Raw genomic sequence first — 12,354 nt, 5'->3', positions numbered from 1 at the left:
AGCCCTTGTCCACCACGTTCGACAAAGTCGCCAAGATCATCGCCGACACCAGCGAGATCGATATCGAGACGATCACGCCCGAAAGCCATACCATAGACGATCTCGGCATCGACAGCCTCGACTTCCTCGACATCGTCTTTGCCATCGACAAGGAATTCGGCATCAAGGTGCCGCTGGAAAAGTGGACGCAGGAGGTCAATGACGGCAAGGCTTCGACCGACGACTATTTCGTCATGAAGAACCTGTGCGCCAAGATCGACGCGCTCGTCGCCGCCAAGAACGCCACGTGAACACAGCGCCTGACGCGCCCGACCCACAACAGCCCGCCATGAACCCCCACGACGTCGTCATATCAGGCATCGGCCTTGTCTCGTCGCTGGGCGAGGGTCCGGACGCGCATTGGGCAAAGCTCGTCCAGCCGCGCCTTGAACCGGTTCTAGAGGCCTCGCGCTTCTCGCCCTATACGGTCCACCCGCTGCCGGCGATCGACTGGAACCTGCAGATCGCCAAGCGTGGCGACCAGCGGCAGATGGAGACCTGGCAGAGGCTCGGCACCTATGCGGCCGGCCTTGCGCTCGACGATGCCGGCATCAAGGGCAATGACGAACTCTGCGCGACCATGGACATGGTGGTGGCCGCCGGCGGCGGCGAGCGCGACGAGGCGGTCGATGCGGCCATTCTCGCGGCATCGGAAAGCCGCAATGACCGCGACGTGCTGCTCAACGAGAAGCTGACCACCGAATTGCGCCCGACGCTGTTTCTGGCGCAGCTCTCTAACCTGCTCGCCGGCAACATCTCGATCGTCCACAAGGTGACCGGCTCCTCTCGCACCTTCATGGGCGAGGAAGGTGCGGGCGTTGCCGCAGTCGAGACGGCGGCCGCGCGCATCCGCTCCGGCCAGTCGACGCATATATTGGTCGGCGGCGCTTTCCAGACCGAACATTCCGACATGCTGCTCGGCTATGAACTGGCCGGCTACCTGCATCGCGGCCCGTGGCGGCCGGTCTGGCAGAGGCAAGGTGCCGAGGGCGGCGGAGTGGTGACCGGATCCGGCGGCGCGTTTCTCGTCCTGGAGCAGCGCGAGCATGCGGAAAGCCGTGGCCGCAAGATCTATGCGGAACTCGGCCCGATCCTGTCCGGCCGTGCCAGGCGCCGGCGGGGCGAACTCGGCGGTGAGATCGCCGCGCTGCTGAAGCAAGCCGCATTGCCGGACGGCGAGTTACTGGCGATCTCCGGCGCTTCGGGCGCCCATGCCGCGACCGCCGCCGAGAAATCGGCGCTCGACGCCAATCCGGCGATCGCCGCACGCGGCTTTTCGACGCTGACCGGCCACATGAAGGAAGCGCAGTTCCCCTTTGCCGTTGCGCTGGCGGCCTTGGCTGTCGACCGCAAGGTCGCCTACCCTGTCTTCGACGCCACAGTCGAGAAACCGTTTGCCGGCGTCCCGAAGACCGTCCTTGCAACGGCGATCGGCTATCACCAATTCGAGGGCATGGCGCTGATCAAAGCCGCCTAGAGCATCGGACCGAAAAGTGTGACGCGGTTTTCGGGCGATCCGATGCTCCAAGAGAAACAGGTTTTTGGACAACAAATGGCCAATCTGAACGACCACATGGGCAGGCCGATCGTCGCCGTCACCGGCATCGGTGTGGTGACGTCGCTCGGTGTCGGCAAAGCCGACAATTGGGCGGCACTCACGTCAGGCAAATCCGGCATCCATCCGATCACCCGCTTCCCGGTCGATCATCTCAACACCCGCATCTCCGGCATGGTCGATTTCCTGCCGTCGAGCTCCAAGGGCGCCAGTCTCCTCACCTATGAGCTTGCCGAAACCGCCGCCCAGGAAGCGATGTCGGAGGCGGGCCTCGATGCCGGCGATTTCGGCGGACCGCTGTTCCTCGCTTCGCCGCCGGTCGAGCTCGACTGGAGCGAGCGCTTTTCGCTCTACAATTCCGACACGCACGACACCGGTGCAGAGAGGCTGCTGCGGGTAGCGCGCGGCCTCAGGGAACTCGCCATCTTCGAGACCACGCAGTTCGGCTCGATCGCCGACCGGCTTGCCGACCGTTTCGGCACGCGCGGCCTGCCGATCACGCTGTCGACCGCCTGCGCTTCGGGCGCCACGGCGATCCAGCTCGGCGTCGAAGCGATCCGCCGCGGCGAATGCGACAGGGCGCTGTCGATCGGCGCCGACGGCTCGGCGACCGCCGAAGCCTTGATCCGCTTCTCGCTTCTGTCGGCGCTCTCCACCCATAACGACATCCCCGAACAGGCCTCCAAGCCGTTCTCCAAGGATCGCGACGGCTTCGTGCTGGCCGAAGGCTCGGGCGCCCTCGTGCTGGAATCGCTGCAGGCAGCACTTGCCCGCGGCGCCGCCATTCTCGGCATATTGCGCGGCTGCGGCGAAAAGGCCGACGACTTCCATCGCACCCGCTCCAAGCCGGACGGTTCGCCGGCGATCGCGGCGGTGCGCGCCGCTCTTGCCGATGCCGGCCTGAGCGAGGACGGGATCGATTATGTCAACGCCCATGGCACCTCGACGCCCGAAAACGACAAGATGGAGCATTTGTCGCTGTCGACGGTGTTCGGCGAGCGGATCTCGTCAATGCCGGTCTCGTCGAACAAGTCGATGATCGGCCATACCCTATCGGCTGCCGGTGCCGTCGAGGCTGCATTTTCGCTGATGACGATGCGTGAAAGCGTCATTCCACCGACCATCAACTACGACAATCCCGACCCGGCAATCGTGCTCGACGTGGTGCCGAACACCAAGCGCAACGCCGAGGTCGGCACCGTCCTGTCGAACTCCTTCGGCTTCGGCGGCCAGAACACCTGCCTTGTCATGGCGCGGGAACCGGTCTAAGCGACCGTTCCGCTCTAGCACTGTTGTCGTGCGCATGGTCCTTTCCGAAACGGTTCTCGGTCCTGCGCAACCTGGGATCTGGCATGCGCGCATTGCAACTTATCGAGGACCGCCGGCTTGAAACGGTGGACCTGCCGCCGCCGCCGCCGCCTTCGCTCGGCGAGGTGACGCTGCGCATCAAAGCCGTGGCGCTGAACCACATCGACGTCTGGGGCTGGCGCGGCATGGCCTTCGCCAAGCGCAAGCTGCCACTGGTCGTCGGCGCCGAGGCCTCGGGCGAGGTCGAGGCGGTCGGCCCCGGCGTTTCCAGTCTTGTACCCGGGCAATTGGTGTCGATCTATGGCGCCCGCACCTGCGGTCTTTGCCGCGCCTGCCGCGAAGGCCGCGACAATCTCTGCGAGCATGTTTCGGGCGTGCACGGCTTCCATCTCGACGGTTTTGCGCAGGAAAAGATCAACCTGCCGGCGCGCCTGCTCGTCGCTGCCCCGCCCGGCGTGAGCGAAATCGGCGCGGCGGTGGCGCCTGTCACCTTCGGCACGGTCGAACACATGCTGTTCGACAATGCCCGGCTGCAGCCCGGCGAGACGATACTCGTCCATGCCGGCGGCTCCGGCATCGGCTCCGCCGCAATTCAGCTGGCCAAGAAGATGGGCTGCACGGTCATCACCACCGTCGGCTCGAACGACAAGATCGACAAGGCGAAGGCGCTCGGCGCCGACCACGTCATCAATTACCGCGACGACCGCTTCGAAGGCGTCGTGCGTAAGCTGACCAAGAAGAAGGGCGTCGACGTGGTGTTCGAGCATGTCGGCACTGACACCTTTGCCGCCTCGATGCTGTGCCTCAAACGCGGCGGCCGGCTGGTCACCTGCGGCTCGACCTCCGGCGTGTCGACACAGATCAATTTGATGCAGTTGTTCCAGCAGCAGCTGAAGCTGCTCGGCTCGTTCGGCTGCCGCATGGAAAACATGGCCGACGCCATGCAGAAGATGGCGGCGGGCCTGGTCGCGCCGGTGATCGACACCGAGGTCGGCTTCGACGGCATCGATGCCGCGCTGAAGCGCATGGAAGGCCGCGACATCTTCGGCAAGATCATCCTGCGCGTCGGCTGAAATGATCGGCAACGCCTTCAGGAAGATCCGCAGAGACGTGGGATTCCGCTATGGCAGGCGGCTTCGCCAGTTCAACTACTGGCTGGTCGCGCGCGTCGCGATGATCATCATCTCCTCGCTGCGCCTGCTGCCGCCCGACCGGGCGCTCAATTTCGCCGACCGCGCTGCCCGCCGCATCGGCCCTTGGGTGCAGCGCCATCAGGTTGCTGTCGACAATCTGCGCAAGGCCTATCCGGAAAAAAGCGATGCCGAGATCGAGGCGATCGCTTCCGACATGTGGGGCAACATGGCCCGCCTGGCCGCCGAATACATCTTTCTCGATGCTCTGTTCGACTACGATCCCACTGCGACGAAGCCGGGCCGCGTCGAGGTCAAGGGCGTGGAGCATTTCGTGCGCATCGCCGGCGAGGACAAGCCGCATATCGTCTTCACCGGGCATCTCGGCAATTTCGAACTGCTGCCGGTGGCTGCGGCGACCTTCGGCATGAACATCACGGCGCTGTTTCGCCCGCCCAACAACCCTTATCTCGCCGATTACATCCTCTCGACCCGCCGTTCGAGCATGGGATCGCTGCTGCCGTCTTCGACCGGTGCCTCGTTCGCGCTTGCGGCCATCCTGGAGAAAGGCGGCAATATCGGCGTGCTGGTCGACCAGAAATTCACCGGCGGGCTCGAGACGACATTCTTCGGCCGCCCGTGCGAGAGCAACCGGGTTCTCGGCACCCTGGCGCGGCACTACGATTGCGATGTCTACCCGGCGCGCTGCGTGCGCCTGCCGAACAACCGTTTCCGGCTCGAGATCGAGGACAGGCTCACCTTGCCACGCACCGCCGGCGGAAGTGTCGACGTCCGCGCCACCACCCAGCTTCTCAACGACGTGGTCGAGCGCTGGGTGCGCGAAGACCCCGGCCAGTGGATGTGGTTCCACAAGCGCTGGGAGATCAGCGGCCGCAAAAAGCGTCGGCCGGCGACAGTGCGCGACAAAGCCGCCTGAGCGGAACGATCTTTTTGGGCACCGGCCCTATTTTGTTCTTGATTTGTGCCGGCAGCTATGCGGCGGGTTTTTTATTGCGGGCCGAGGAGCAGGCCCTAATTCGTCACGAGGATCCGCGTATTGCCGAAGCCGGCTTTGCGCACCATCGAATAGAACGCGGCAGCGTTGCTGGGGTGGAGGCGCACGCAGCCATGCGATGCCGGGCGCCCCAATTGCCGGATCGCGCCAGTGCCGTGGATGGCATAGCCGCCGCGGAAGAACACCGAATATGGCATCGGCGACATGTCGTATTTGCGCGAATACCACATCCGGGCCGTCCGCTGTGGACGATAGCTGCCGCGCGGCGTGACGTAGCCTTTGCGGGCGGTGGAAACGCTCCACCGGTAATACGAAAGCCCGTATCTTACCGTCATCGTCTGTGAGGAAATATCGATGTTCGCGACCAGGCTGGCCGCCCGGCTCTCGAACGACGAACCGAACAGCATCGCCATCAATGCCGCTGCCATGAGAACAGTATTTTTCACGCAATCAAACCCCTTTGATGCCCCTTGCCTGCCTGCCGTCACGCTGTTCCCCAGCGTTTTGATGGCAAGCCAGCGAGCTAACACCTACTCCCTGACGATTTCACCAATCCAAAGCAGCGAATTTGAACGATTTCCCGCAATAGTTGCCGTAACGACACGCAATCGCCTGGCAATTCGCCATCGGGCTTGCAAAACCGCCTCATCCGCTGCTCAATTCGCCGAATGAACGAACCGAACGAACGGCTCCTCAAGGCTATCGATGACCGAGCCGATGATCTGGTTGCACTGACTGCGGATCTGATCCGCTTTCCGACCATCAATCCGCCCGGCGAAGCCTATCGGCCGTGTGCCGAATATATCGGCGCGCGGCTGAAGAAGCGTGGTTTTGAGATCGAATTCATTCGTGCCGAAGGCACGCCCGGCGACACTGACCGTTATCCGCGCGTCAACGTCGTCGCCCGTTTCGATGGCCGGGCGCCGGGTGCTTGCGTGCACTTCAATTCGCATATCGACGTGGTCGAGCCCGGCGACGGCTGGAGCCTCGATCCGTTCGCCGGCATCGTCAGGGATGGCAAGGTCTATGGCCGCGGTGCTTGCGACATGAAAGGCGGGCTTGCCGCCTCGATCATCGCCGCTGAAGCCTTCATGGAGGTTTTTCCCGATTTTTCAGGCGCCATCGAGATTTCGGGCACGGTCGACGAGGAGTCCGGCGGCTTTGGCGGCGTCGCCCATCTGGCCAAGCTCGGCTATTTCTCCAGGCCGAAGGTCGACCACGTCATCATTCCCGAGCCGCTCAACAAGGACCGCATCTGCCTCGGCCATCGCGGCGTCTGGTGGGCGGAGATCGAGACCAAGGGCGAGATCGCGCACGGCTCGATGCCGTTCCTCGGCGACAATGCTGTGCGCCATATGGGCGCCGTGCTGCGGGCCTTCGAGGACGAATTGTTTCCGGCTCTCGACCGCAAGATGACGCGCATGCCGGTCGTGCCCGAAGGCGCAAAACGCTCGACCATGAACATCAACTCGATCCATGGCGGCCAGACGGAGGATTTCCGGCCCGGCCTGCCCTCGCCCAACGTGCCCGATTCCTGCCGGCTGACCATCGACCGCCGCTTCCTGCTCGAAGAGGATCTCGCTACGGTCAAGAGCGAGGTGACCGAAATCCTGGAACTGCTGAAGCGCGAGCGCAAAAAGTTCGATTACGAAATCCGCGATCTGATGGAGGTGCTGCCGCTGATGACCGAGCGCGATGCGCCGGTGGTTAAGGCGGTCGCGCAAGGCATCATGGAGATATTCGACCGCGAGCCGGATTATGTGATTTCGCCCGGCACCTACGACCAGAAGCACATCGCCCGCATCGGCCACATCTATGACTGCATCGCCTATGGCCCGGGCATTCTCGACCTCGCCCACCGGCCCGACGAATGGGTCGGCATTGCCGACATGCTGGACTCGGCAAAGGTGATGGCGATCGGCCTCGACGTGCTGCTGAGGGGCGCCGGCCCGCGATGATCCGGCCATGGGCGGAAAAACATTCCTCCCGGCGTCTGCGGACGGTACGAAACGCAATTTACTCGGCGGCGAATTCACGCTTCTATCGCCCGGGTTTGAGCACGTGTTTTAGATATGGGGAGTTGAACGATGAAATTGTGGAAAACCATCCTGGCCGCCGCGGCGCTGGTGTTGGCCGCCGGAACCTCGGCGATGGCTGCGCGCACCGACCTGGTCATCGGAATTACGCTCGAACCCCCACATCTCGACCCGACCGCGGGTGCCGCCGCGGCGATCGACGAGGTGCTCTACGCCAATGTCTTCGAGGGCCTGACCCGCATCGGCCCGAACGGCGAAGTGCTGCCCGATCTCGCCGAAAGCTGGAGCATTTCCGACGACGGCAAGGCGTACACTTTCAAGCTGCATACCGGCGTGAAATTCCATGACGGCAGCGACTTCAACGCCGACGACGTGAAATTCTCGCTCGATCGTGCCCGCGCCGACAATTCCGTCAACGCGCAAAAGGGCCTGTTCGCCGCCATCGACAAGGTCGAGGTCGTCGACCCCACGACGGTGACGGTCACGCTGAAGAACCCGCAAGGCTCGTTTCTCTACAATATGGGCTGGGGCGACGCGGTTATCGTGGCGCCTGAGACAGCCGACACCAACAAGGAAAAACCGATCGGTACCGGCCCGTTCAAGTTCCAGAGCTGGGCCAAGGGCTCATCGATCACGCTGGTCAAGTCGGACAATTACTGGGGCGCCCCAGTATTTCTCGACAAGGCCGAGTTCCGCATCATTCCGGATGCTGCCGCCGCCGTTCCGGCGCTGCTTTCCGGCGACGTCCAGGCCTTTCCGTTCTTCGACCCCGACAGCGTCGCCCAGGTCAAGGACGACCCGCGCTTCAAGGTGGTGATCGGCTCGACCGAGGGCGAAACCATCCTGTCGATCAACAACAAGAAGCCGCCCTTCGACAAGCTGCAGGTCAGGCAGGCGATTTCCTTTGCGCTCGATCGCAAGGCGATCATCGACGGCGCCTCGGCCGGCCTCGGCGTGCCGATCGGCTCGCACATGTCGCCCGCCAGCAAAGCCTATGTCGACCTCACCGGCCTCTACCCGCACAATGTGGAGAAGGCCAAGGAATTGCTGAAGGAAGCCGGCCTGGAGAATGGCTTCAAGGCGACGCTCAAGCTGCCGCCGCCCTCCTATGCGCGGCTCGGTGGCGAGATTATCGCCTCCGAGCTTCGCGAAGTCGGCATCGATCTCGAGATCATCCCAGTCGAATGGGCGCAGTGGCTTGACCAGGTCTTCACCAAGAAGGATTACGACCTGACCATCGTTTCCCACACCGAGCCCAACGACATCGATATCTATTCGCGCAAGGACTATTATTTCAACTACGACAATCCGGCCTTCGACAAGATCATCGACGAGCTGAACCTTACCTCCGATGAAGCCAAGCGCATGACGCTGCTCGGCGAGGCGCAGAAGGTCCTGGCCGATGACGCCGTGGTCGGCTTCCTTTACGAGCTGCCGAAGGTCGGCGTCTGGGACGCCAAACTGCAGGGCCTATGGGAAAACGCCCCGATCCAGGCCAACGACCTGACCAAGGTGAAGTGGACGGATTGAGGCGCTGGGCAAAGAGGCGAAGCTTGCGTTCCCGCCCACCCCCCTCTGTCCTGCCGGACATCTCCCCCGCAAGGGGGGAGATCGAGCCCTCACCGCTGCTTTCGCCAACCACTAGCGTTGTAAGGGCAGCGCCGGCGTGGAAACTGCCAATCTCCCCCTTTGAGGGGGAGATGTCCGGCAGGACAGAGGGGGGTGGGCGGGAACGCAAGCTTCGCCCGGTTTTTGCGTCCGGCAACACAGCGGTTCATCAACGTCCATGACCGCCTATCTCCTCAAGCGCCTCGCCATCGCCGTCGTCACGCTGGTTCTGGCCTCGATCGTGGTCTTTGCCGTGCTGGAGATCATTCCCGGCGACCCGGCGCGGCTGATGCTTGGCCTGAACGCCAGTGCCGACCAGATCGAATTGCTGCGCAACCAGATGGGTCTCAACGCTCCCGTCGTGCTGCGCTATCTGCATTGGGCCGGCGGCTTGCTGAGCCTCGATTTCGGCCGTTCCTACACCTATTCGGTGCCGGTCATCGATCTGGTCCGTGAGCGCCTCGTCGTCTCGCTGCCGCTGGCACTGATGGCGCTGGCGCTGTCCACCGTCATTGCCATTCCGGTCGGGCTGTTTTCCGCCAGCCGGCTCGGCCGCACCGGCGACACGATCGCGATGGGTGCCGCCCAGCTTGGCGTCGCCGTGCCAAATTTCTGGTTTGCGCTGATGCTGATCTATCTTTTCGCCGTCTGGCTGCGGCTGGTGCCTGGCGGCGGCTTTCCCGGTTGGGGCGCCGGCGTCTGGCCGGCGCTGAAATCGCTGCTTTTACCGGCGGTCGCACTTGCTCTGCCGCAGGCGGCGATCCTCGCCCGGGTCACCCGCTCGGCGCTGATCGAAGTGCTGAACGAGGACTACATCCGCACCGCCCGCGCCAAGGGCCTGCCCTACCGCCTTGTCTTGTGGCGGCATGCGCTGCGCAACGCCATGATCCCGGTGGTCACCATTCTAGGCCTGCAATTCGCCTTCCTGCTCGCCGGCACCATCATCATCGAGAACGTCTTCTATTTGCCCGGCCTCGGCCGGCTGGTGTTCCAGGCAATCAACCAGCGTGACCTGATCGTGGTCGAGAACGTCGTCATGCTGCTGGTTGCAGCCGTCATCGTCGTCAATTTCATTGTCGATCTGTCCTATGCGGTGGTCGATCCGCGCCTGAGAGGCCGGCAATGACGCTGCACATCGACATCCCCGACGAGAACCTTGCCAGCATCCTGGCCAAGGCGTTCAAAAACCGTTCGTTCCTTACCGGCTTCGTCATCACCACACTGGTGGCCGCGGTCGCGATCATCTCCTTCTTGTGGACACCTTACGACGTCACCAGGCTGGTCATTTCCGACAAGACCCAGGCGCCATCGCTGGCGCACTGGTTCGGCACCGACCATTTCGGTCGCGACATCCTGTCGATGATCATGGTCGGCGCCCGCAACTCGATTGCCGTGGCGCTGGTGGCGGTCGGCATCGGCATGGGCATCGGCGTGCCGCTCGGCGCCTTTGCCGCTGCGCGCGGCGGCTTCGTCGACGACGTGCTGATGCGGCTGAACGACCTGGTCTTTGCCTTTCCGGCGCTGCTTTCGGCAATCATGATCACCGCCATCTTCGGGCCGGGCGCGTTCAACGCCATCATTGCCATCGGCATCTTCAACATCCCGGTGTTCGCGCGCGTCGCCCGGGCCGGCGCCCTGGCGATCTGGCCGCGCGAATTCATCCTCGCCGCCCGCGCCTCCGGCAAGAGCAGGACGCTGATCAGCATCGAACATGTGCTGCCCAACATCGCCACGCTGCTGCTGGTGCAAGGCACCATCCAGTTCGCGCTGGGCATATTGGCCGAAGCCGGGCTTTCCTATGTCGGGCTGGGCACCCAGCCGCCGATGCCGAGCTGGGGCCGCATGCTGTTCGACGCCCAGACGCGCATGGTGGTGGCGCCGTGGATGGCGATCTTTCCGGGCATGGCGATTGTCGTCACCGTGCTTGGCCTGAACCTGCTTGGCGACGGCATTGCCGACATTCTCGATCCGAAATCGCGGCGGCAGCGATGAGCCTGCTCGAAATCGACAAGCTGTCGCTGACCATCGGCGACACCGCTATCCTCAGAGGCGTCGAGCTTTCCGTCGCGGCCGGCGAAGTGATGGGGCTGGTTGGCGAATCCGGCTCCGGCAAGTCGATGACGGCGCTCACGGTGATGCAGCTTCTGCCCTGGGCGGCGCACACCAGCGGACGCATCACCTTCGACGGCATCAACATCCTTGCCGCCAGCGAGGACCAGATGTGCGCACTGCGCGGCGACGACATCGGCATGGTTTTCCAGGAGCCGATGGCGGCGCTCAATCCGGTCAAGACCATCGGCGAGCAGGTCGCCGAGGGTATTCGCTGGCACACCAGGGCGAGCCGCGCCGACGCCGAGGAACGGGCGCGAAAGATGCTCGACCGGGTCGGCCTGCCGGCAGCACAATTCCCGCTGTCGCGTTATCCGCACGAACTCTCCGGCGGCCAGCGCCAGCGCGTCGTCATTGCCATTGCCTGTGCGCTGAAACCCAAGCTGCTGATTGCCGACGAGCCGACGACGGCGCTCGACGTGGTGCTGCAGGCGCAGATCCTCGACCTGCTGCGCGATCTCGTAGCGGAAAACCGCATGGGTCTTCTGCTCATCTCGCACGACCTCGCGGTGGTGACCGAGATGGCGGACCGCATCACCATTCTGCGCCATGGCGAGGTGATGGAGGCCGGCGATACGGCCCGCACGCTATCCGAACAGCTTCATCCCTATACCCGCCAACTGGCGCAGGCCTCGATGCATGTGCCCGCGCGGGCCCGCACACATGACAGCGGATCGGCCAAACCGCTGCTTCAGGTAGAGAGCGTAACGCGCGACTATCCGGGACGCCGCATATCGCTGTTGAAACGCGCAGCTCCCATCCGCGCCGTCGACGATGTCTCCTTCTCCATGGCGCCCGGCCAGTCGGTGGCGCTCGTCGGCCGTTCCGGCTGTGGCAAGTCGACGCTTGCCCGCATGGTTCTGGCACTGGACAAGCCGACGGCCGGTACGATCCGCTTCCGTGGCGACACCCTCACCGGCAAGAGCGAGGCGGAGCTGAAGCCGGCGCGGCGCGACATGCAGGTCGTGTTCCAGGACCCGTATGGTTCGTTCGACCCACGCCAGAAGGTCGAGAGATTGGTGGCCGAGCCGCTGCATGTGCTGGAGAAGAAGCCGGCGCCCGCCGCGCGGCGCGAGATGGTGGCGCATGCGCTGCACGAGGTCGGCCTCTCACCAGGCGACATGGACAAATACCCGCACGAGTTTTCGGGCGGCCAGCGCCAGCGCCTGTCGATCGCCCGTGCCATCATCACCCGGCCGAAGCTGGTCGTCGCCGACGAACCGGTCTCGGCGCTCGACGTCTCGATCCGCGCCCAGATTCTCGATTTGTTCGCCGAGCTCAACCAGAAACTCGGCATCGCCTATCTGTTCATCACCCATGATCTGACCGTCGCCCGCGCCATCACCGACGAAGTGATGGTCATGCATGACGGCAAGATCGTCGAGCGCGGCAGGACGAGCGAAGTGCTCGACCACCCGCAATCCGAAGCCGCCAAGGCGCTGGTCGCCGCCGCCCCCGATTTGCATCGGGCAATTGCGAAAAGGCTGCAGGAACAGGGGTGAGCAGCTTCGCGACTCAAAGCCCGTTTGCCCACTATCCGTTGGATCCGTTCGA

Annotated in this window: 11 protein-coding genes; 10 read left to right on the top strand and 1 reads right to left on the bottom strand. The window is 63.8% G+C overall.

Annotation, left to right across the window (positions count from 1 at the left end):
• Positions 1-5: 5 nt before the first annotated feature.
• The 5 genes from NKG60_RS02565 (at position 6) to NKG60_RS02545 (ending at position 4,969) form a co-directional block, all read left to right on the top strand.
• Positions 6-290, top strand: coding sequence for an acyl carrier protein (locus NKG60_RS02565; RefSeq protein ID WP_023719977.1), 285 nt, complete (start codon positions 6-8; stop codon positions 288-290).
• A gap of 38 nt (positions 291-328) precedes the next feature.
• A complete protein-coding gene (locus NKG60_RS02560) occupies positions 329-1,516 on the top strand; it encodes a beta-ketoacyl-ACP synthase (RefSeq protein WP_352865474.1) in 1,188 nt (395 codons plus the stop codon).
• 75 nt (positions 1,517-1,591) lie between these two features.
• Complete coding sequence (locus tag NKG60_RS02555) at positions 1,592-2,863, top strand: beta-ketoacyl-ACP synthase (protein WP_352974000.1); 1,272 nt, start codon at positions 1,592-1,594, stop codon at positions 2,861-2,863.
• Positions 2,864-2,946: 83 nt separating this feature from the next.
• Positions 2,947-3,975 carry a zinc-binding dehydrogenase gene (locus NKG60_RS02550; protein ID WP_352865344.1) on the top strand — a complete coding sequence of 343 codons (1,029 nt, stop codon included), beginning with the start codon at positions 2,947-2,949 and terminating at the stop codon, positions 3,973-3,975.
• A 1-nt stretch (position 3,976) separates the two neighbouring features.
• The gene (locus NKG60_RS02545) at positions 3,977-4,969 is read left to right on the top strand and encodes a lipid A biosynthesis lauroyl acyltransferase (RefSeq protein ID WP_352865342.1); all 993 of its coding nucleotides are present in this window, start codon (positions 3,977-3,979) and stop codon (positions 4,967-4,969) included.
• 95 nt (positions 4,970-5,064) lie between these two features.
• Here the strand turns inward: NKG60_RS02545 and NKG60_RS02540 are convergent, their stop codons facing one another.
• Positions 5,065-5,493, bottom strand: coding sequence for a L,D-transpeptidase (locus tag NKG60_RS02540; protein ID WP_352666077.1), 429 nt, complete (start codon positions 5,491-5,493; stop codon positions 5,065-5,067).
• A 222-nt stretch (positions 5,494-5,715) separates the two neighbouring features.
• On the opposite strand from NKG60_RS02540, the gene NKG60_RS02535 reads away from it, so the two are divergent.
• From NKG60_RS02535 to NKG60_RS02515, 5 genes are all read left to right on the top strand, one after another.
• Positions 5,716-7,005 (top strand): acetylornithine deacetylase/succinyl-diaminopimelate desuccinylase family protein, encoded by a 1,290-nt coding sequence (locus tag NKG60_RS02535; protein WP_352865340.1) that lies wholly within the window; start codon positions 5,716-5,718, stop codon positions 7,003-7,005.
• A gap of 129 nt (positions 7,006-7,134) precedes the next feature.
• On the top strand, positions 7,135-8,613 hold the full coding sequence (locus NKG60_RS02530; RefSeq protein WP_352865338.1) for an ABC transporter substrate-binding protein: 1,479 nt from the start codon (positions 7,135-7,137) through the stop codon (positions 8,611-8,613).
• 256 nt (positions 8,614-8,869) lie between these two features.
• Entirely contained in the window at positions 8,870-9,817 is a 948-nt protein-coding gene (locus NKG60_RS02525) for an ABC transporter permease (RefSeq protein WP_352973999.1), read from the top strand.
• Entirely contained in the window at positions 9,814-10,683 is an 870-nt protein-coding gene (locus tag NKG60_RS02520) for an ABC transporter permease (RefSeq protein WP_352973997.1), read from the top strand. Before NKG60_RS02525 ends, NKG60_RS02520 begins: the two co-directional genes overlap by 4 nt.
• Positions 10,680-12,302: an ABC transporter ATP-binding protein gene (locus tag NKG60_RS02515; protein ID WP_352865332.1), complete on the top strand. Its 1,623-nt coding sequence runs from the start codon at positions 10,680-10,682 to the stop codon at positions 12,300-12,302. The genes NKG60_RS02520 and NKG60_RS02515 overlap by 4 nt, the downstream gene beginning before the upstream one ends.
• The last annotated feature ends 52 nt before the right edge of the window (positions 12,303-12,354 follow it).

It is taken from the genome of Mesorhizobium sp. M1428 (assembly GCF_040317515.1).
Classification (GTDB): Bacteria; Pseudomonadota; Alphaproteobacteria; order Rhizobiales; family Rhizobiaceae; genus Mesorhizobium.
Note: the sequence above shows the minus strand (reverse complement) of the source record. Positions and strands in the feature narration are given on the sequence as shown.

Coding starts and splice junctions, on each gene's coding strand:
- NKG60_RS02560 (WP_352865474.1), top strand. CDS start 329: ATGAACCCCCACGACGTCGTCATATCAGGCATCGGCCTTGTCTCGTCG.
- NKG60_RS02545 (WP_352865342.1), top strand. CDS start 3,977: ATGATCGGCAACGCCTTCAGGAAGATCCGCAGAGACGTGGGATTCCGC.
- NKG60_RS02555 (WP_352974000.1), top strand. CDS start 1,592: ATGGCCAATCTGAACGACCACATGGGCAGGCCGATCGTCGCCGTCACC.
- NKG60_RS02515 (WP_352865332.1), top strand. CDS start 10,680: ATGAGCCTGCTCGAAATCGACAAGCTGTCGCTGACCATCGGCGACACC.
- NKG60_RS02535 (WP_352865340.1), top strand. CDS start 5,716: ATGAACGAACCGAACGAACGGCTCCTCAAGGCTATCGATGACCGAGCC.
- NKG60_RS02525 (WP_352973999.1), top strand. CDS start 8,870: ATGACCGCCTATCTCCTCAAGCGCCTCGCCATCGCCGTCGTCACGCTG.
- NKG60_RS02550 (WP_352865344.1), top strand. CDS start 2,947: ATGCGCGCATTGCAACTTATCGAGGACCGCCGGCTTGAAACGGTGGAC.
- NKG60_RS02520 (WP_352973997.1), top strand. CDS start 9,814: ATGACGCTGCACATCGACATCCCCGACGAGAACCTTGCCAGCATCCTG.
- NKG60_RS02530 (WP_352865338.1), top strand. CDS start 7,135: ATGAAATTGTGGAAAACCATCCTGGCCGCCGCGGCGCTGGTGTTGGCC.